Below are 19711 nucleotides of genomic sequence, written 5' to 3'. Positions count from 1 at the left end.
GACCCGCGCGGGCCCCGGATCACCCCGTCACCGGCTCCAGGTCGGGGTGGCCCGGGTCCAGCGTGACGACCGTCCCGTCCGGGCAGAGGACCACCAGGGCGCCCCCGTCGAGGAACACGCGCGCCGACGCGTAGCCCGGCTCGGCGACGTGGTCGGCGCGGGCGGGGGACTCCCACAGCAGGGTGCCCTCGGCCGCGTCCAGGGCCGCGACCCGCCCGGAGGCGCTGGCCACGAAGACCGTGCGGCCCTGCCTGTCGGCGACCGGCTCACCGGGCTGCTGGAGGGTGGTCGAGGTCGCCCACAGGCGCTCGCCGGTGCCGGGCGCGTAGGCGGTCAGCAGGCCGCTGGAGGAGGCGAAGGACAGCACGCCGCCGGCCAGCGCGACCGTGCCGCGCGGACCGCCCGCCAGCTTCTTCCTGCGTACGGCCGCGGTGTCCGGGTCGATCAGCAGCACCTCGGTGTACGTCGCGTCCGCCTGGGTCCGGCCCTGGCGCCGGTACATCGCGAAGACCAGGTCGCCGTCGACGGTGCCCGCGTACTCGGCGTCGCCGTCCGGCACGCTCACCTTCCGGGGCGTGCCGTCGGCGGGGTCGAGGGCGTAGAACACGGTGCGCGACGGTGTGCCCGCGTTGCCGCAGCCCGCGTACGGGACGCCGTCCACGTCGTGGACCGCGCAGGAGTAGCCGGCCCCGGCGGGCAGCGTCGTGGTCCAGCGCGTGTCGCCGTCGCGCGGGTCGCGGGCCGTCACGCGCCGGCCGTCCGAGATCAGCAGCAGATCACCCACGACGGCGGGCGCCTCGTAGGTGTCCGCCGTCGCGCGCGACCAGAGCCGCTCGCCGGTGCCCGCGTCGAGGGCGAGGACGGTGGCCTGCGAGTCGTTGCCCGCGCTGTTCACGACCGACTGGGCGACCAGCACCACGTCGCCGTGCACCCCGAGGGGCGTGCTGGCGTAGTGCGCCCGCGCCACGCCCGAGGGCAGGGGCTCGGCGCGCCAGACGATCCGCCCCGTCGCCCCGTCGACCCGGATCGGAAGGGTGCCGTTCCCTCCGCAGTACAGGGCGCCCCTGCCCGTCGTACAGGACAGGGGGCCGCCGTCCACCATCCCGTCGGCGCCGCCCAGCGGCTCGCGCACCCCGCTCGCGGCCGTCGCGAACAGGGACGTCCGCCAGGGCTTCCAGCCCTCGGGAAGAGGGTCCCAGCGGGAGGTCGCGGCGCCCGTGGCGTCCGGATCCGCCGTGGCGTCGGCCCCGCGGAACGGGTCGAGCAGGAGGTAGCCGGTGAGCGCCGCGGCGAGGACACCCGCCACCGCGGCCAGGACCGGCCGGCGCAGCATCCGGGGACCGCGGCCCGGCGGGAACGTCCGGGCGGGCTCCGCGGGCGCGGCACGGGCGGTCGGCGGACGCAGGGTCACCGTCGCCGTGTCGTCGGTCTCCGGCTCGGGCAGCGCGCTCGCCAGCGCCCGGCCCAGCTCGTCCAGCCCGGGCCGCTCGTCGGCCTCCTTGGCCAGACAGCGCACCAGCACCGCGCGCAGCGGCTCGGCGACGGAGTCCACCGACGGTTCCTCGTGCATGACGCGGTACGCCGTCATGTAGGGGCTGTCCGCGTCGAAGGGGCCGCGGCCGGTGGCGGCGAACACCAGCAGCGCGCCGAGCGAGAACACGTCCGAGGCCGGGCCGACCGAGCGGGCGTCCTTGAACTGCTCCGGGGACATGAACGGCGGGGTGCCGATCGCGTGCCCGGTCTCGGTGAGGGTCTGGTTCTCGGTGGCGCGGGAGATGCCGAAGTCGATGACCCGGGGGCCGTCCTCGGCCATGAGGACGTTGGCGGGCTTGAGGTCGCGGTGGACGACCCCGGCCCGGTGGATGTCCCGCAGTGCCTCCACCAGCCCGAGTGCCAGCCGGCGCAGCTCGGCGCCCTGCAGCGGGCCGTCCTCGCGGATGCGGGCGGAGAGCGCGGCACCCGGTACGTACTGGGTGGCCATCCAGGGCCGTACGGCCTCCGGGTCGGCGTCCACGACCGGGGCGGTGAAGGCACCGCTCACCTTGCGGACCGCCTCGATCTCCTGCCGGAACCGGGCCCGGAAGATCCCGTCCTGCGCGTACTGCGCGTGCACCAGTTTGACGGCGACGTCCCGTCCCGAACGGGACCGGCCGAGGTAGACGACACCCATCCCGCCCGCCCCGAGGCGGTCGACGATCCGGTATCCGCCGAGCGCCTTCGGGTCGCCCTTGATCAGCGGCACGTCCCGGTTCCCTTCCCCCGCCGGACAGTTCGCCTCCACAGGATAGGGAAAGGCGGTGCGGAAGGCAGACCGGCAGGGCCGCGCTCAGCCCGCCGGGACCGGTGTCCGGCCGGGGCGGGCCGGGTCGACGGCGGTCACCGGGCCGCAGGGGGTGAGGAACCGGACCGCCGGAAAAAACCGTCGGCGCGACGGACGAGGTGTCCGCCGCGCCGACGTACCGTCAGACGCCCGCCGGTTCCGGCGTCTTCTCGGACTCTGCGGACTGCCGCTTCAGGGCCCGCTTCCCGGCCCGGCGTTCCTTGCGCAGTTCGAGCATCGCGTAGAGCGTCGGGACGAGGAGCAGGGTGAGCAGCGTGGAGGTGATCAGACCGCCGATCACGACCACCGCCAGCGGCTTGGCGATGAAGCCGCCCTGACCGGTGACGCCGAGGGCCATCGGCAGCAGGGCGAAGATGGTCGCCATCGCGGTCATGAGGATGGGGCGCAGCCGGTGCCGGCCACCTTCCACCACGGCCTCGACGACGCCGTACCCCTGCTTGCGGTACTGGTTGATGAGGTCGATCAGGACGATCGCGTTGGTCACCACGATGCCGATGAGCATCAGCATGCCGATCATCGCCGGGACGCCCATCGGGGTGCCGGTGGCGAGGAGCAGACCGATCGCGCCGGTCGCGGCGAACGGGATGGAGACCAGCAGGATCAGCGGCTGCACGAGCGAGCGGAAGGTCGCCACCAGCAGCATGAAGACGATCGCGATCGCCGCCAGCATCGCCAGGCCCAGGTTCTTGAACGCGTCGTCCTGGTCGGAGGAGACACCGCCGATCTGGGCGGTGGCGCCCGCCGGGAGCTTCAGCGCTTTGATCCTGGACTGGAGCTGGGAGCTCACCGCGCCCGTGTTGTCGCCGGTGGGCCGGGCGGTGACGGTGGCCGCGCGCTGCCCGTCGATCCGGGTCATCGAGACCGGGCCGTCGACCAGTTGGACGGTGGCGACGTCGGCGAGCCGTACGGCGCCGAGGCGCAGCGCCTTCAGTTCGGCCAGGGTCCGCGTGGGCTGCGCCGAGCGGATGACGACATCGCGTTCGGTGTCGTCGAGGAGGGCCTTCGCCGTCGTCGTCCCGCGCACGGCCTGGCTGACCGCCGCGCCCAGCGTCTGGTCGTCGAAACCGGCCGCCGCCGCCCGGGAGTTCGCCCGGACGGAGATGCGCGGCACGCTCTGCGACAGGTCGCTGGTGACGTCGGTGACGTCGTCGAGCCCGGCGACCGCCTTGCGGACCTGCTCGGACGCCGTGCGCAGCACGTCCGCGTCGGCCGCCTTCACCACGACGCTCAGGTCCTGGCTGCTGAAGCCGTCACCGGCGGCGACGGTGGTCGCGCCGATGCCGTCGAGCTTCTTCAGCCCGTCCTCGATCCGGCTCTGCACGTCGTCGTAGTGCGCCGAGTCCTCCAGCATCACCTGGAACGAGGCATGGTTGGTGTCGGTGCTGCCGCCGAAGGCCGCCAGGAAGCCGGAGGAACCGACGGTGACCTGGTAGTCCTTCACGCCCTCGACACCGGAGAGCAGCTTCTCCACCTTCTTCGCCTGGGCGTCGGTCGCGGCCAGGCTGGTGCCGGGCTTCAGCTCCTGCTTCACCGTCAGGATCTGCTGCTCGCCCTGGTCGAAGAAGTTGGTCTTCAGCAGGGGTGCCATGCCGAAGGTGCCGAGGAGGACGACGACGGCGAGAGCCACGCTGGTGAGCCGGCGCCGGGTCGCGAACCTGAGGACGGGGACGTAGATCCGCTGGAGCCGGCTGCGGTTCTCCTTCTCCTCCGCCGCGCGGCGGGCTTCCTCGGCGTCCTCGGAGGTGCCCTTGGGCGCCCGCAGGAACCAGTACGACAGGACCGGTACGACGGTCAGCGAGACCAGGAGGGAGGCCAGCAGGGCCGCCGTGACGGTCAGGCTGAACGCGCCGAACAGCGCGCCCACCATGCCGCCGACCAGACCGATCGGCAGGAACACGGCCACCGTGGTGAGGGTGGAGGAGGTGACCGCGCCGGCCACCTCGCGGACCGCGGCGAGAATGGCGGTCTGCCGCTCCTCGCCGTAGCCGAGGTGGCGCTTGATGTTCTCCAGGACGACGATCGAGTCGTCGACGACCCGGCCGATCGCGATGGTCAGCGCGCCGAGGGTCAGCATGTTGAGCGACAGGTCGCGGGTCCACAGCACGATCAGGGCGAGGACCACCGACAGCGGGATGGAGACCGCGGTGACCAGCGTCGAGCGGACCGACGCCAGGAACACGAGGATGACGAGGACCGCGAAGAGCAGTCCGAGCGCGCCCTCCGTGGTGAGGCCTTCGATGGCCTTGGAGACGGCCGGGCCCTGGTCGCTGACGACGGTGATCTTCGCGCCGGAACCGAGGTCCTGGCGCAGGCCGGGCAGCTTGTCCTCGACGGCGTCGGAGATGGCGACCGCGCTGCCGTCGTGGTCCATCGTGACCGTGACGGCGAGGCTGGGCTTGCCGTCGGTGCGGGTGAGGGAGTCGGCGGGTGCCTCCTCCTGCCGCACCGTGGCCACGTCACCGAGACGCACCGGCTTCTTGCCGACCGCGCCGGGGATGCGCAGGTCCTCGATCTGCCGGACGGAGGTGTAGCCGCCGCCGACCCGGACGGTGCGGTTGCTGCCCGCCTCGTCGAAGGAGCCGGCCGGGACGGTCGCACCGCCCGCCTGGAGGGCCAGCGCGAGGGACTGGGTGGTCAGGCCCGCCTTGGCGAGTGCGGCGTCGGCCGGGGTGACGGTGACCTGGAGGTCGCGGACGCCGGCCACGGAGACCTGGCCGACGCCGTCGATGTCCTTCAGGGCGGGCACGACGGTGGAGTCGAGCTGGTCGGCGAGGGCCCGCGGGTCCTTGCCCGAGGTGACCGCGAGGACCACGGCCGGCACATCGTCCGTGGAACCGGCGATGACCTGCGGGTCCACCGAGGCCGGGAGCAGGGCGCGGGCCCGGTTGACGGCCAGCTGGACATCGGCGACGAGCTGCTTGGTGTCGTTGCCGTAGTCGAAGGACGCCACGACGAGGGCGTTGCCCTCGCTCGCGGTGGAGGTGACGCCGGTGATGCCGTCGACCCCTTCGAGGCTGTTCTCGATCGGTTCGACGACCTGCTTCTCGACGACGTCCGGGGAGGCACCCTGGTAGGGGGCGAGCACGGACACCATCGGCAGGGCGATGGTCGGGAGCAGCTGCTGTTTGAGCTGCGGGACGGTGATCGCGCCGAAGACGAGCGCGATCAGGGACATCAGGCCTATCAGGGCCCGTTGTCCGAGGCTGAATCGGGACAGCCAGGACATGGGATGCGGGTCTCTCTTCTGTGAGCGGCAGAAGTGCCGGATGCGGCCCCTCAACCCTGTGCCCTCACCACCGGGCGATCCGTAAGCCCCAGGTCCATTTCCTTACCCCCCTCCTACTCCGACCGCAGTACGAGGGGGCGGCGTCACTCCACCCTCGGGCGGACCAGCCCCGACTCGTAGGCGATTACCACGAGTTGGGCCCGGTCACGGGCGCCGAGCTTCGCCATGGCCCGGTTGACGTGCGTCTTCACGGTCAGCGGGCTGACCTCGAGGCGCTCGGCTATCTCGTCGTTGGAGTGACCGCCGGCCACCTGGACGAGGACCTCACGCTCGCGCACCGTGAGGGCGCCGAGGCGCTGCGCCCGGGCGGGGTCGTGGTCGTGGGGTGTGTCGCCCTGGGCGAGGAAGCGGGCGATGAGGCCCTTGGTGGCGGCCGGCGAGAGCAGGGCCTCGCCGCCGGCGGCTATCCGGATCGCGCTGAGCATCTCCTCCGGCTCGCTGCCCTTGCCGAGGAAGCCGGAGGCGCCCGCGCGCAGCGACTGCACCACGTAGTCGTCGACCTCGAAGGTGGTCAGGATGACCACCCGGACCTGGGCGAGGTCGGGGTCGGCGCTGATCGCGCGGGTCGCGGCGAGGCCGTCCGTGCCGGGCATGCGGATGTCCATCAGGACGACGTCCGGGCGCTCCTCGCGGGCCAGCCGGACCGCCTGCGCCCCGTCGGACGCCTCCCCCACCACCTCCATGTCGGACTCGGAGTCGACGAGCACCCGGAACGCGCTGCGCAGCAGCGCCTGGTCGTCGGCGAGCAGGACACGAATGGTCATACGGGGTCCTCGGCGGTCCGGGTGCGGGTCTTGACGGGCAGGATCGCATGCACCCGGAAACCGCCCCCGTAGCGGGGACCGGTGGTGAGGGTGCCGCGCAGGGCGGTGACGCGTTCGCGCATGCCGAGCAGTCCGTGCCCGCCGCCGCCGGCCGGGGCCTCCTCGGGCCCCGGGGCTCCGTCGTCGAGGACCGTGATCTCGAGGTGCGGTCCCACGCGTACGACGCTGACCTCGGCCTTCGCGTCCGCTCCCGCGTGCTTCTGGACGTTGGTGAGGGCCTCCTGGATGACCCGGTAGGCGGCCAGGTCCACGGCGGCGGGGAGTCGCGTGTCGTGGTCGGCGCGGGCGACCTCGACCAGCAGACCGGCGTTGCGGAAGGTGCCGGCCAGCTCGTCGAGGCGGTCCAGGCCGGGGGCCGGTTCGGTGGGGGCCTCCGGGTCGCCGGACTGGCGCAGCAGGCCGACGGTGGCGCGCAGCTCGTTGAGCGCGGAGCGGCTGGCCTCGCGGACGTGGGCGAGGGCCTCCTTGGCCTGGTCGGGGCGCTTGTCCATGACGTGGGCGGCGACCCCGGCCTGGACGTTGACCAGGGCGATGTGGTGGGCGACCACGTCGTGCAGATCGCGGGCGATGCGCAGGCGTTCCTCGGCGACGCGGCGGCGGGCCTCCTCCTCGCGGGTGCGCTCGGCCCGCTCGGCGCGCTCGCGGATGGCCCGGACGACGGCCCGGCGGCTGCGGACGGCGTCGCCTGCGGTGGCGCCGATGCCGGTCCAGGCGAGGATGCCGAGGTTTTCCTGCGCGTACCAGGGCAGTGGGCCGGCCAGCATCGCGGCGCTGGTGAGCGCGGTCATGGTGAGCAGGCCGGCGCGCAGGGTGGTGCGGCGGTCGGTGGTGGCGGCGACGGTGAAGAGGGCGACGACGGCGGACATCGCGACGGGGGCGCGGGGGTCGCCGGTGACGCACTCGACGACGGAGAGGGTGCCGGTGAGGGCGAGGACCGTCATGGGGGCGCGGCGCCGGAAGACCAGGGTGAGGGCGCCGAGCGTCATCAGCAGGAGGCTGAGGGGGTCGGGGGTGCGGATGCTCCAGCTGACGGTGTGGCCGCTGTGCGGGTCGACGAAGGAGCCGGCGAGCATGCACAGCAGGACGCCCGAGGCGAGGGCGGAGTCGAGGGCGAGGGGGTGGGCCGTCAGCTGGTGCCGGGCCCGTGCGAGGGGGGTCACGTTCTGCTTACCGTCGCTCTCCTGGCCGTGGCCGGGGGCGCGCGCCCCCGGAGCCCCGCTGCGGCCCCGAAGGGGCCTCGTCCTCCTGCGCCGGGGCCGGTTTCCCTACCCCGGGATCAGTCCGTCGTCGCTCAGCAGCTCCCTGACCTCCGCCAGGCTCGCCTCCGGGGCCGGCAGGATCAGTTCCGACGGTTCGAGGGCGTCGTCGGGCAGGGGCTCGCCGAGGCGGCGGACCGCGTCGAGGAGGGCGCCGAGGGTGCGCCGGAAGCCCGTGTCGTCGCCGCCCTCCATCTCCGCGAGCAGCTCGTCGTCCAGCGTGTTCAGCTCGGCGAAGTGGGAGTCGGCCAGTTTCCACTGGCCCTCCCCCATGATCCGTACGATCATGTCGGCCCTCCTCGGCTCCGGTCCCCGGCGCCGGGCTGCTACTGCTTGTCGAAGCGCGGGGTGTCCTGATGCTGCTGCGGGGACTGCTGTCCCGTGCCGCCCTCGATGGCCTGCTGCCCGGAGGAGGAGCCCCCGGCCAGCTCGGCCTTCATGCGCTGCAGTTCCAGCTCTACATCCGTACCACCGGAGAGCCGGTCCAGCTCGCTCTGGATGTCGTCCTTCGCGATGCCGGTGGGGTCGTCCAGGGCGCCGGAGGCGAGCAACTCGTCGAGGGCGCCGGCCCGCGCCTGGAGCTGGGCCGTCTTGTCCTCGGCGCGCTGGATGGCGAGACCGACGTCGCCCATCTCCTCGGAGATGCCGGAGAAGGCCTCGCCGATGCGGGTCTGGGCCTGCGCGGCCGTGTAGGTGGCCTTGATGGTCTCCTTCTTCGTACGGAAGGCGTCGACCTTGGCCTGGAGGCGCTGCGCCGCGAGCGTGAGCTTCTCCTCCTCGCCCTGGAGCGTGGCGTGCTGCGTCTCCAGGTCGGTGACCTGCTGCTGGAGGGCGGCACGGCGGGAGAGGGCCTCGCGGGCGAGGTCCTCGCGGCCGAGGGCGAGCGCCTTGCGGCCCTGGTCCTCCAGCTTCGAGGACTGCGACTGCAACTGGTTGAGCTGCAGCTCCAGGCGCTTGCGCGAGGTGGCCACGTCGGCGACGCCGCGGCGGACCTTCTGCAGGAGCTCCAGCTGCTTCTGGTACGAGTAGTCGAGGGTCTCGCGCGGGTCCTCGGCCCGGTCAAGGGCTTTGTTCGCCTTCGCGCGGAAGATCATCCCCATACGCTTCATGACACCGCTCATGGGCTTCGCGCGCCCCCTTCTGACGTCCAGCTCCAGCTCTGCGACAGAACCCACAGTACGGGCCCTGCATCCATTGACGCACTGTTCGGGGGCGGATGCGCTCCTCCCCGAGAACGACTGACCGAGTGCTTTGATCCGGCGTGAGGAGTAGGTGACCCTCAGGGTGGACCCCCGCCCGCCCTTACGTCCCCTCTTCCTCCGTTTTCCCCCGACTGTCCCGGTCCGTCTTCACTACAGACGCCTGGTGTTGCCGGATCGTTCCCCGCAGGGCTGGGGTCCATGCCCGCGAGCGCTTACGCTTGGGTTTTGTGTTCCGTAGCCGTGCCAAGGAAGAGAAGGCCCCCGCCGACAAGGCGGTCGTGACCGACTCCAAGCAGACCCGTGACCCGCAGGCCCCCAAGGGCCGGCCGACGCCCAAGCGCAGCGAGGCCCAGTCGCAGCGCCGCAGCGCCGCCAACACGCCGACGACGCGCAAGGAGGCCGCCAAGCGGCAGCGCGACGAGCGCCGCACCCAGCTGGAGCGTCAGCGCCAGGCGCTGGCGGGCGGCGACGAGCGGTACCTCCCGGCCCGTGACAAGGGGCCGGTCCGCAAGTTCGCGCGCGACTTCGTCGACTCGCGGTTCAACGTGGCGGAGTTCTTCCTGCCCATGGCCGTGGCGATCCTGGTGCTGAGCCTGGTCCGGGTGGCCTCGCTGCAGACCGTCGCGCTGCTGCTGTGGCTGGTGGTGATCGTGCTGATCGTGCTCGACTCGATCGTCTCCGCCTTCCGGCTGCGCAAGGCGCTGCACGCGCGCTTCCCCGACCAGAACCGGCGGGGCGCGGTCGCCTACGCCCTGATGCGTTCCCTGCAGATGCGCCGGCTCCGGCTGCCCAAGCCGCAGGTCAAGCGCGGAGAGCGGCCCTGAGCACGACGGCGTTCTCCGGGGGAGCGGCCGAGGCCTGGCTGAGCAGGCTGGGCGGGCTGCGTGATGTCGTACGGCAGGAGCTGGTGGCCCGGCAGCTCGACGAGCAGATCACCGGGCGTTATCCGGTCGGGCAGCGGCTGCGGGTGCTCGACGTGGGCATGGGGCAGGGCACGCAGGCGCTGCGGCTGGCCCGCCTCGGTCATCAGGTGACCGGTCTGGAGCAGGACACGACGATGGCCGCGGCGGCCCGGGAGGCGCTCGCCGGGGAGCCGGAGGGCATCCGGGAGCGGATGCGGATCATCGAGGGCGACGGCCGGGACACCGGGGTGCACTTCCTGCCGGGGAGCTTCGACGTGGTGCTGTGCCACGGCGTCCTGATGTACGTCGAGGAGCCGGACGCCCTGCTGGCCGGTCTGGGCCGGATGCTGGCCCCGGGCGGGCTGCTGTCGCTGCTCGTGCGCAACGCGGACGCGCTGGCCATGCGGCCGGGGCTGAGCGGCGAGTGGGCGGGCGCGCTGGCCGCCTTCGACACGGTGTCGTACACGAACCGGCTGGGCCTCCAGGTGCGGGCCGACCGGCTGGGCACGCTGACCGACGCGCTGGCCGGGATCGGGGCGCCGTTGCAGGCGTGGTACGGGGTGCGGGTGTTCACCGACACCGCCGCCGACGGGACCGCGGTCCCGGAGGACGCCGACGCGGCGGAGGCGCTGCTGGCGGTGGAGGAGCGGGCCGGGAGGACGGATCCCTACCGGGGGGTGGCGGCGTTGCTGCATCTTTGTGGGGTCCGGGGGGCCTGAGGTCGTCCGGACGCCGCCCCGCGCCCCTGGGGAGCGGACGCAGGATCGCTCGTTCGGGTGACTCCACCGGGCCCGTTCCCGGTGTCGCCGTGAGACTCGGGGCATGGACTCTCCCCGCTTCCGCGCCCTGGGACTCGCCCTGCTCGTGTGCTGTGCCGGGTGTTCCGGCGTCGGGGCTCCACGGGCCACCACCGCCCAGGCCCCGCAGGCGGCGGAGGCGACCCGGGCCGCGCAGGCCGCCGTACGGCCGCCCGGGCAGGCCGCGGAGGAGTTGCAGGGCGACTTCCAGCGGGTGATCAAGGACGTACTGCCCTCCGTGGTGCAGATCGAGACGGACAGCGGACTGGGGTCGGGGGTCGTCTACGACGGCGGGGGCCACATCGTCACCAACGCGCACGTCGTCGCGGACGGGCGGACGTTCCGGGTGACCACCGCCAACAGCAAGAAGCCGCTGACGGCGACCCTCGTCTCCGCCTATCCGGAGCAGGACCTCGCCGTGGTCAAGCTGGACAGCGTGCCGGCCGGGCTGCGGGCGGCGTCGTTCGGGGACTCCTCGAAGGTGCAGGTCGGGCAGGTCGTCCTGGCGATGGGATCGCCGCTCGGGCTGGCGTCGAGCGTGACGGAGGGCATCGTCTCGGCGACCGGACGGACCGTCAGCGAGGGCAGTGACGGCGGCGGTACGGGGGCGACGCTCGCCAACATGGTGCAGACCTCGGCGGCGATCAACCCGGGCAACAGCGGGGGCGCGCTGGTGGGCCTGGACGGGCGGATCATCGGGATCCCGACGCTCGCCGCGACCGATCCCCAGCTCGGCGGCGGGGCGGCGCCCGGCATCGGGTTCGCGATCCCCGCGTCGACCGTGCGCACGATCGCCGACCAGATCGTGCGCAGCGGCCGGGTGACCGACTCGGGCCGGGCGGCGCTCGGCATCACCGGACGCACCTTCGTGGACGCGGACTTCCAGCCCGCGGGGGTGGTCGTGGTGGAGGTGAAGAGCGGCGGGGCGGCCGAGAAGGCGGGGATCGGGCCGGGGGACGTGATCGTCCGGCTCGGCGACACGGACATCACCACCATCACCTCGCTGACGGAGGCGCTGGCCGAAGAGAAGCCGGGTGACCGGACCACCGTGACGTACACCCACAACGGCAAGGAGAAGACGGCCCGGGTGACGCTGGGTGAGCAGTGAGGCGGGTGCGGCGGCGGTGCGAGGCGGTGCGGAGGGGCGGCCGTGTCGGGGCCGCCCCTTGCCGCGGGGTCAGGCCTCGTTCGCGCGCAGGCTCATGGGGCCGTAGATCTCGGTGGAGTCCTCGAAGAGCCGCACCTGGTCCGCGCCGCCTTCGAGGAGGGCCTTCCACTGTTCCCCGATCCAGGACTCGGCGTCCCCCTGGGTGGTGAACTCCTCCGGCTCCACCGCGGGCGGGACCTCCGTCCCGTCGGCCTTCTCGAACCGCCACGTCCATGCCGCCATGTACGCCTCCCTGATGTGACCACGTGCGGAGCAGGGGCCGGATCTTGGTCCGGTCCCTGCCGAGCAGCCTAGTCGGATGCGCAAGACCAGGTCAGAGACGCGAAAATACGCTGTGTGGAAGTGACTCTGCTCGGAACCGGTGCCCCGGCGGGCCTGCCCCGCCCCGACTGCCCCTGCGCGGTGTGCGCGCTGTCACTGGGAGCGCACGCGCGTGCGGCGACCGCGTTGCTCGTGGACGGGGCGCTGCTGCTCGATCTGACGCCCGGTGCGGCCTTCGCGGCGGCCCGGGTGGGGCATTCACTGGGCGGGGTACGGCAGGTGCTGCTGTCTCATCCGCACGACGGGCCGCCGGTGGAGGTGCCGGCCGGGCTGCCGCAGCCGGGACGGGTCCCGGACGGGCGGGAGTTGGCGCTGCTGACGGGGCATCGGGTGCGGGCGGTGGCGATGGACGCGCCCGGCACCGGTTACGCGGTGACCGGTCCGGACGGGCAGCGGCTGCTGTATCTGCCGCCGGGGGGCGCGCCGGCCGGTCTGGAGGAGGGGGCGGAGCCCGCCGAGCGGTACGACCTGGTCCTGGCCGATCCGGTGGGGCGGCCGGACGCGCTGGCGAAGCTCCGGGCGGTGGGCGCGGTCGGGCCGACGACGGACGTGGTCGCCGTACATCTGGACCATGACGTGCCGCCGGGCGCGGAGTTGACACGACGGCTGGCGGCGGCGGGGGCGCGGGCGGTGCCGGACGGGACGACGCTGGTGGCGGGGGTGTACGAGGACGTGCCGGACGTGCCGCGGCGGACGCTGGTGCTGGGCGGGGCGCGGTCGGGGAAGTCGGTGGAGGCGGAGCGGCGGCTGGAGTCGTTCCCGGACGTGCTGTACGTGGCGACCGGGGGGACGCGGGGCGGGGACACCGAGTGGGGGGCCCGGGTGGCCGCGCACCGGGAGCGGCGGCCGGGTTCGTGGCGCACGGCGGAGACGTGCGACCTGGTGCCGTTGCTGGCGGAGGCGGGGGCGCCGCTGCTGATCGACTGTCTGTCGCTGTGGCTGACGGATGCCATGGACGCGGTGGGCGCGTGGGACGACGCGGTGTGGGCGGACGGGGGGTGAGCGGGCCCTGCGGGGACGGGTCGCGGAGCTGGCGGGGGCGGTGCGGGCGGCCCGGCGGACCGTGGTGCTGGTGTCGAACGAGGTGGGGTCGGGGATCGTGCCGGCGACCGCGTCGGGGCGCCGGTACCGGGACGAGCTGGGGCGCCTGAACGCGGCGGTGGCGGCCGAGTGCGAGGAGGTCGTCCTGGTGGTGGCGGGCCAGGCGATGGTGCTGCGGGGGTGAGCCCCGGGGGCGCGGGCCCCGCACGACCGGTCGCCGCGCGCCCGCACTCGGCCGGCGGCCGGCGCTCACCCGGCCTTTCGGGCGATCACCCGGTACGCGTTCGAGAAGCGGGTGCGGCGCAGGGCCGGGGCCAGGGCGTGGTCCACCAGCGCGGCGGCGGCGGTGCCGAGCCCCGCGGCGCGGTGCAGGCGGGTGCGGTTCAGGTAGAGGGAGGCCGCCGTCGACAGATCGTGGGGGGTGTGGGCGGCGCTGCGGTCCGTGGTGACGATCTCGCAGCCCCGGGACTCGAGTTCCAGCAGGAGGTTGGCCGGGGGGATCAGGTGGAGGTGGCGGGGCTGGTCGTACGGGTGCCACCACTTGCCCAGGACCGTCGCGGACGCGCTGGTGGGGTCCGGGAGTTCGAGGAGGAGGTGGCCGCCGGGCCGCAGGGCGGTGAGTGCGGCGGCGAGCTCCTGCCGGGGTTCCCTGGTGTGCGGGAGGTGGTGGAGCATGCTGACGACGTCGTAGCGCCCGCGCAGGCGGGAGAGGACGTCGGGGGCGGTGAGCGCGCCCAGGTGGGCCTCGTCCAGGCGGCCGGCCGCCCGTGCCCGCCGCACCCGCGGGTTCACGTCCACGCCGTCGAACGCCGTGTAGGCGAACAGCGCCTTGGCCGCCAGGGGGAAGCGGGCGTCCCCCGTCCCCACGTCCAGCCAGCTCTCCGGTTCCGGGAACGGCAGCATCGCGCGGGCGGTCGCCCGCAGGTGCCGGGGGCTGTGGCGCCGGCCGCGCGGGCCGTCGTAGAGCGTCAGTCCCTCGGGGGTCAGGCGCGGGTTCTGGAAGGCGTGCGCGCAGTCCCGGCACTCGTCGACCACGAAGGTGCCGGGTCTGCGGTGGCGCAGGTCCGGTGACCGCAGTCGGGTGCGCAGGCGTTTCGATCCGCACCACGGGCAGTCGTCGCGGCGCGGATCGTGGATGGGCCTGGGCCGGGAGGGCATGAGCGGCTCCGGGGAAGGACGGGGTGAGCGCTACGACATTCCGCAGCAAAACGGAACGTATGGGATACCGATCTTGGGTGCAAAGACGTCGCGCCCGTGGGGTGCCCATGTGCCGCCGAACCGGTCGCCCGGTGCCGGTACTGTTCGGCGAATGAGCTCGCTTAATCTCGACGACTTCACCGATCTGATCGAGCGCCCCGACGGCGGCGTCCGCCGCGACGCGGAGGCCCGCCGGGAACGTCAGATCGTGCCGCCCGGATCGCTGGGGCGCCTGGACGACCTGGGTGAGTGGCTGGCGGCGGCACAGGGTTCGGTGCCGGTGCGGCCGGTCGTCCGGCCGCGGGTGGTGCTGTTCGCCGGCGACCACGGCGTGGCCGAGCTCGAGGTCTCGGCCCGGCCGGCCGGCACCGCCGCGGACCTGGTGCGGGAGATCCTGGAGGGCGGCCGCCCGGTCTCGGTGCTCGCCCGGCGCCTCGACGTGCCCGTGCGGATCGTGGACATGGCCCTGGACTGCGAGCCGGACGCGTTCCCGCAGGACGTCGTACGGCACCGGGTGCGGCGGGGCAGCGGCCGGATCGACATCGAGGACGCCCTGACGCTCGAGGAGGCCGAGGCGGCCTTCCGAGCGGGCGTGGCGGTCGCGGACGAGGAGGCCGACTCCGGTACGGACCTGGTCGTCCTCGGCGATGTCAGCGTGGGCGGGACCACGGCGGCCGGGGTGCTGGTCGCCGCGCTGTGCGGGACCGACGCCTCCGTGGTGACCGGGCGGGGCGGCGAGGGCATCGACGACCTGGCGTGGATGCGCAAGTGCGCGGCCATCCGGGACGCGCTGCGGCGGGCGCGGCCGGTGCTCGGGGAGCAGCTCCAGCTGCTGGCGACGGTCGGCGGCGCCGACCTCGCCGCCATGACGGGCTTTCTGCTCCAGTGCGCCGTACGGAAGTTGCCGGTCGTGCTGGACGGGGTCGTGGCGGCCGCGTGCGCGCTGGTGGGGCAGCGGATCGCGTTCCGGGCGCCGGACTGGTGGCTGGCGGCGAACAACAGCGGTGAGCCGGGGCAGGCCAAGGCGCTGGACCGGATGGCGCTGGAGCCGCTGCTCGACCAGGGCGTGAAGGTCGGGGAGGGCGCGGGGGCACTGCTGGCGCTGCCGCTGGTGCAGGCTGCGGCGGCCCTGGCCGCCGAACTCCCGGAGCGGCCGGAGAAGGCCGAGGTCTCCGCGGAGGAGCCGGAGAAGGAGTGAGTCGGCGGCGGCCGGTCCGGCACCTGCCCGGCTGCGCCGTCGTGGCTTAGCGCCACCACGGCGGAAAATGGGACATATCATCCCCTCCTATGGGAAACGCCCGGGTCGCCGCCGTCTTCGCCGTCTGGTATCTGCGTGCCGTCGCCTTCGTCAACTTCCTCAGCGCGGTCTGGGTCTCCCTGGGGCAGGACGTGCGGCGGCACAACCAGGAGGACCTGTTCACGCCGTATCTGCTGACCGCCGGCTTCGCGTCCGGTGTGTTCACGGCGTTCCTGGCGATCACCATGCGGCGCCGCAAGCGCGCCGCCTGGATCCTCAACCTCGGGCTCGCCGGGGCCTTCCTCGCGCTGCTCGCCTTCGCCATGGTGTTCCCCGAGATCCGGCGGCACCCGCAGAACTGGGTGTCGCTGGCCCTGACCGCCGGGTTCGTGGCCACGCTGGTGCTCGGGCGGCGGGAGTTCTACGCCAAGGGTGACCGGGCCAACCCGAGACTCGCGGTGACCGTCGCCGCCGGGGGGCTGCTCGTCGCGTCGCTGCTCGCCGCCCTGCTGGTGACGGCGACCAACCAGGCCCGGGGTCACTCCACGTTCGCCGGACGCTGGCGCTACGGAACCCTCCGCCTGGTCTCGATCACCGACTTCCGCTCCCCCGGCATCGCCCCGCCGAACTGGGTCGACGTCACCGTCAACGTGCTGAGCACGGCCCTCGTCCTGGCCGTCCTGTACGCGGCCTTCCGCTCCCGGCGGGCCGTGGACCCGCTCACCGAGGACGACGAGAAACGCCTGCGGGAACTGCTCGACCGGCACGGCGAGCGGGACTCGCTCGGGTACTTCGCGCTGCGCCGGGAGAAGAGCGTGCGCTGGTCGCCGACCGGGAAGGCGGCCGTCGCCTACCGCGTGGTCGGCGGGGTGTCCCTGGCCTCGGGCGACCCGCTCGGCGACCCGGAGGCCTGGCCGGGGGCGATCGAGCCGTGGCTCGCCGAGGCACGGGCGCACGGGTGGATCCCGGCGGTGATGGGGGCGGGCGAGGAGGCCGGGACGGTGTACGCCCGGCACGGGCTGGACGCCCTCGAACTCGGCGACGAGGCGATCGTCGAGGTCGCCGACTTCACGCTGGAGGGGCGGGCCATGCGGACGGTCCGCCAGGCGTACAACCGGGTCCGCCGCGCCGGGTACACCGTGCGGGTACGGCGGCACGAGGACATCCCGGCCGAGGAGCTGGCGTATCTCCTGCGCCGGGCCGACGACTGGCGGGACGGGCCCACCGAGCGCGGGTTCAGCATGGCGCTGGGGCGGCTCGGGGACCCCGAGGACGGGCGCTGCCTGATGCTGGAGTGCACCGACGCCCACGGCGAGCTGCGCGCGCTGCTCTCCTTCGTACCCTGGGGCCCGCAGGGGCTCTCCCTCGATCTGATGCGGCGCGACCGGGACTGCGACAACGGCCTGATGGAGTTCATGGTGATCGACCTCCTCCGGCGGGCCCGGGAGGTCGGGATCACCCAGGTCTCGCTCAACTTCGCCGTCTTCCGCTCGGTCTTCGAACGGGGCGGGCGGCTGGGCGCCGGGCCGGTGCTGAGGCTGTGGCGCTCCCTGCTGAGCTTCTTCTCCCGCTGGTGGCAGATCGAGTCGCTGTACCGCGCCAACGCCAAGTACCGGCCCATCTGGGAGCCCCGGTTCCTCCTCTTCGAGAAGAGCGCCGACCTGCCCCGCATCGCCCTGGCGTCGGCCCGCGCCGAGGGCTTCCTGACGACCCGGCCCACGGCGCCGGGGCTGCCGAAGGGCACCCGTGGGTGAGGGGTCGCCGGTGAGGCGTCGGGTCGCCCGGTGGGCCCGTGCCGAGTGGGGACCCTTGTACGCGGCCGTGCGCGGGCCGCTGGTGCGGCGGCGGTGGCGGGCGGTGCCGATGACACTCGCGGCGGTGTGTCTGACGTCGGTCCTCCAGCTCGTGCAGAACCGCCCCTGGGGCTACCGGCCGGTGCAGGACCTGGGGGCCGTCCGGGCCGCGGACCCCCTCTGGCTCGCCCTCCTGCGCACCCCGCTCTCCCTCTTCGTCCCCGCCCTGGACCTGCCGGTTCGGGGTGCCCTCGCCCAGCTCCTGCTGGTGTTCGGGCTCGCGGAGATCTGCCTGGGCCGTCGGCGCACCCTGGCCGTGGCCTACGTCGCGACCTTCGCCGGCACCCTGTACGCCCGCGCGGCCGTCGCCCTGGACACCCTCCCCGCCACCGACGCCCAGGTGATCGACACGGGCCCGTCGGCGGCGGTGGTGGGCCTGGCGGTGTACCTGGGCCGGCACTGTCGGGCGTACGTCACGACCGCCGCGGTGGCCGCGGCGATAGTCGTGGAGGTCGTACTGAAGAACAACCTGGCCGGCCAGGAGCACCTGGCGGCGATGGCAGCGGTCGCCGTCCTGTGCACGGCAAGGTCTCCCGCCAAGAGGGCGCGGGGCCGTGTCGATCTGCGGCTCCGCCGCGGGGCGCGACCAGCCACGACGCACCCGCAGTCGCCGAACAACAGAAGCACCCACCCCCATTAGGCGCCCTTGCGGGCAAGCTCCGCGTCCGTCTTCCCCCCGAGCCAGTCCCCCAGCACCCGCCCCGGCCCGACCCACCGCCGGTCGTGCCGGTACGCGCGCAGCAGCGCCCGGGCCCGCGCCCGCGGCCGGCGCCGGTAGAAGCGCCGCGCCCAGGGCGACCCGGGCCGGGCCAGCCGCACCAGGCCGACCAGCCCGACGAACGGGATGAACACGCTGAACACGGCCATCTTGATCTTGCCCTTGAACAGCACGGTCAGCGACAGCAGGAAGTTCACGACGACGGTCACCAGCACGGTCCCCCGGTCCTGGAGCTCCGCGTCGCTCATGTCGTTCACCCCGAACGGCGCCGACCCCACCAGCAGCAGCCCCCCGAGGGCGGCCGTCAGCACCACCGCCTCCACGCTCTTGCGCCCCGCCTCCGTCCAGTACACGTCGTCGAGGTGCAGGATCAGCGCGAACTCGTCGAGGACGAGCCCCGCCCCGATGCCGAAGACCACCGCGAAGACCCCGGAGCCGAAGCCGCGCACCCCGCTCGCCACCGCGCCGAAGCCGCCCGCGACGATCAGGACGACGCCGGGGACGACGTGGTGGATGTGCACCCCGCCGGAGCTGACGTTGCCGAAGGGGCCCTTGCCCGCCCGGATCATGCGGGTGATCACCCGGGTGATCAGGAAGGTGAGGACGAAGGCGGTCAGGGCGAGCAGCAGAGGGAGTTTGCCCGGCTCGACGATGTTGCGCTGCCACCATTCGCCCATGCCCCCCAGTGTCGCGGGCGGTGGGGTGGGCTGCCTCACGGGAACGGCGTCCGGGCTAGTCTGCCGCCGTGTCCATGACCCCTCCACCGCTGCACGGTCTCCGCTTCGCCTTCGGCACCCTCTCCGTGCTCCCCGTGCGGGTGAGCCGCTGGGACCGGGAGGCGGCCCGCGGCGGCATGCTGTGCGCGCCCCTCGTCGGGCTGGTCGTCGGGGGCGGTGCGGCGGGCCTCGGTCTGCTGCTGCTCCTCCTCGGCGCGGGCCCGCTGCTCGCCGCCGTCGGCTCCGCCGCCGTACCCGCCGCGCTCACCCGCGGACTGCATCTCGACGGGCTGGCCGACACGGCGGACGGTCTGGGCAGCGGCAAGCCCGCCGAGGACGCGCTGCGGATCATGAAGCAGTCGGACATCGGGCCGTTCGGGGTGCTCACGCTGGTGTTCGTGCTGCTCGCGCAGGTGGCGGCGCTGGCCCGGCTGTACGACGGCTCGTGGGCCCGGGGTGCGGTCGCGGCCGTCGTCTCGGCGGTGGCGGCCCGTCTCGCCCTCACCCTGGCGGCCCGGGCGGGCGTCCCGCCGGCCCGGCCGGAGGGCCTGGGCGCGGCGGTGGCGGGTGTGGTCCCGGTCCCGGCCGCACTGGCCCTGACGGCCGCGTTCACAGCCGCCGCGGCAGCCGTCGGCGCCCTGTCCGACGACTACGGCGCCGCCCGCACGCCCCTCGCCCTGCTGGCCGCACTCGCCACCGCCGAACTGCTTCTCCGCCACTGCACCCGCCGCTTCGGCGGGGTGACGGGGGACGTGTTCGGAGGCGTGGCGGAGACGGCGGCGACGACGGCCCTGGTGGCCCTGACGCTGGGAGGCGGTCTGGGCGGCTAGTGCCGTGACCGGGAAGGTTTGC

General features: G+C 73.7%; 16 protein-coding genes and 1 pseudogene. 8 read left to right on the top strand and 9 right to left on the bottom strand.

Annotated features, from left to right (window positions below; genetic code table 11):
- Positions 1-19: 19 nt before the first annotated feature.
- The 6 genes from U5640_RS32810 to U5640_RS32785 form a co-directional block, all read right to left on the bottom strand.
- On the bottom strand, positions 20-2242 hold the full coding sequence (locus U5640_RS32810; protein WP_340380564.1) for a PQQ-binding-like beta-propeller repeat protein: 2223 nt from the start codon (positions 2240-2242) through the stop codon (positions 20-22).
- A 220-nt stretch (positions 2243-2462) separates the two neighbouring features.
- Positions 2463-5567 carry an efflux RND transporter permease subunit gene (locus tag U5640_RS32805; protein ID WP_340380562.1) on the bottom strand — a complete coding sequence of 1035 codons (3105 nt, stop codon included), beginning with the start codon at positions 5565-5567 and terminating at the stop codon, positions 2463-2465.
- A gap of 143 nt (positions 5568-5710) precedes the next feature.
- Positions 5711-6391, bottom strand: coding sequence for a response regulator transcription factor (locus U5640_RS32800; RefSeq protein WP_340380560.1), 681 nt, complete (start codon positions 6389-6391; stop codon positions 5711-5713).
- On the bottom strand, positions 6388-7611 hold the full coding sequence (locus U5640_RS32795; protein ID WP_340380558.1) for a histidine kinase: 1224 nt from the start codon (positions 7609-7611) through the stop codon (positions 6388-6390). Before U5640_RS32795 ends, U5640_RS32800 begins: the two co-directional genes overlap by 4 nt.
- Before the next feature lie 105 nt (positions 7612-7716).
- Positions 7717-7995, bottom strand: coding sequence for a hypothetical protein (locus U5640_RS32790; RefSeq protein ID WP_340380556.1), 279 nt, complete (start codon positions 7993-7995; stop codon positions 7717-7719).
- A 38-nt stretch (positions 7996-8033) separates the two neighbouring features.
- Positions 8034-8828 carry a PspA/IM30 family protein gene (locus U5640_RS32785; RefSeq protein WP_340380554.1) on the bottom strand — a complete coding sequence of 265 codons (795 nt, stop codon included), beginning with the start codon at positions 8826-8828 and terminating at the stop codon, positions 8034-8036.
- A 308-nt stretch (positions 8829-9136) separates the two neighbouring features.
- Here U5640_RS32785 and U5640_RS32780 point away from each other — a divergent pair, with 308 nt between their 5' ends.
- The 3 genes from U5640_RS32780 to U5640_RS32770 all read left to right on the top strand — a co-directional run bounded on the left by U5640_RS32780 (position 9137) and on the right by U5640_RS32770 (position 11716).
- Entirely contained in the window at positions 9137-9733 is a 597-nt protein-coding gene (locus tag U5640_RS32780; RefSeq protein WP_340380552.1) for a DUF3043 domain-containing protein, read from the top strand.
- Between the two features lie 83 nt (positions 9734-9816).
- Positions 9817-10530 carry a methyltransferase domain-containing protein gene (locus tag U5640_RS32775; protein ID WP_340380550.1) on the top strand — a complete coding sequence of 238 codons (714 nt, stop codon included), beginning with the start codon at positions 9817-9819 and terminating at the stop codon, positions 10528-10530.
- Positions 10531-10633: 103 nt separating this feature from the next.
- Entirely contained in the window at positions 10634-11716 is a 1083-nt protein-coding gene (locus U5640_RS32770) for a trypsin-like peptidase domain-containing protein (RefSeq protein WP_340380548.1), read from the top strand.
- A gap of 69 nt (positions 11717-11785) precedes the next feature.
- Here U5640_RS32770 and U5640_RS32765 read toward each other — a convergent pair whose 3' ends face one another.
- Complete coding sequence (locus U5640_RS32765) at positions 11786-11998, bottom strand: hypothetical protein (RefSeq protein WP_340380546.1); 213 nt, start codon at positions 11996-11998, stop codon at positions 11786-11788.
- 114 nt (positions 11999-12112) lie between these two features.
- On the opposite strand from U5640_RS32765, the pseudogene U5640_RS32760 reads away from it, so the two are divergent.
- Positions 12113-13322, top strand: a pseudogene (locus tag U5640_RS32760) (bifunctional adenosylcobinamide kinase/adenosylcobinamide-phosphate guanylyltransferase).
- A gap of 65 nt (positions 13323-13387) precedes the next feature.
- On the opposite strand, the gene U5640_RS32755 reads toward U5640_RS32760, so the two are convergent.
- On the bottom strand, positions 13388-14296 hold the full coding sequence (locus U5640_RS32755; RefSeq protein ID WP_340380544.1) for a class I SAM-dependent methyltransferase: 909 nt from the start codon (positions 14294-14296) through the stop codon (positions 13388-13390).
- A gap of 151 nt (positions 14297-14447) precedes the next feature.
- Between U5640_RS32755 and cobT the strand changes: the two genes are divergently transcribed.
- The 3 genes from cobT to U5640_RS32740 all read left to right on the top strand — a co-directional run bounded on the left by cobT (position 14448) and on the right by U5640_RS32740 (position 18065).
- Positions 14448-15533, top strand: coding sequence for a nicotinate-nucleotide--dimethylbenzimidazole phosphoribosyltransferase (cobT, locus tag U5640_RS32750; RefSeq protein WP_340380542.1), 1086 nt, complete (start codon positions 14448-14450; stop codon positions 15531-15533).
- A gap of 89 nt (positions 15534-15622) precedes the next feature.
- On the top strand, positions 15623-17326 hold the full coding sequence (locus U5640_RS32745; RefSeq protein ID WP_340380540.1) for a phosphatidylglycerol lysyltransferase domain-containing protein: 1704 nt from the start codon (positions 15623-15625) through the stop codon (positions 17324-17326).
- 10 nt (positions 17327-17336) lie between these two features.
- Positions 17337-18065: a hypothetical protein gene (locus tag U5640_RS32740; RefSeq protein WP_340380538.1), complete on the top strand. Its 729-nt coding sequence runs from the start codon at positions 17337-17339 to the stop codon at positions 18063-18065.
- On the opposite strand, the gene U5640_RS32735 is transcribed toward U5640_RS32740, so the two are convergent.
- Positions 18062-18820 carry a hypothetical protein gene (locus U5640_RS32735; RefSeq protein ID WP_340380536.1) on the bottom strand — a complete coding sequence of 253 codons (759 nt, stop codon included), beginning with the start codon at positions 18818-18820 and terminating at the stop codon, positions 18062-18064. The genes U5640_RS32740 and U5640_RS32735 overlap by 4 nt on opposite strands.
- Before the next feature lie 74 nt (positions 18821-18894).
- On the opposite strand from U5640_RS32735, the gene U5640_RS32730 reads away from it, so the two are divergent.
- Positions 18895-19689, top strand: coding sequence for an adenosylcobinamide-GDP ribazoletransferase (locus tag U5640_RS32730; protein WP_340385475.1), 795 nt, complete (start codon positions 18895-18897; stop codon positions 19687-19689).
- Positions 19690-19711: the final 22 nt, after the last annotated feature.

Source organism: Streptomyces sp. SS7, from assembly GCF_037993025.1.
Classification (GTDB): Bacteria; Actinomycetota; Actinomycetes; order Streptomycetales; family Streptomycetaceae; genus Streptomyces.
This window is presented reverse-complemented; position numbering and strand designations above follow the sequence as displayed.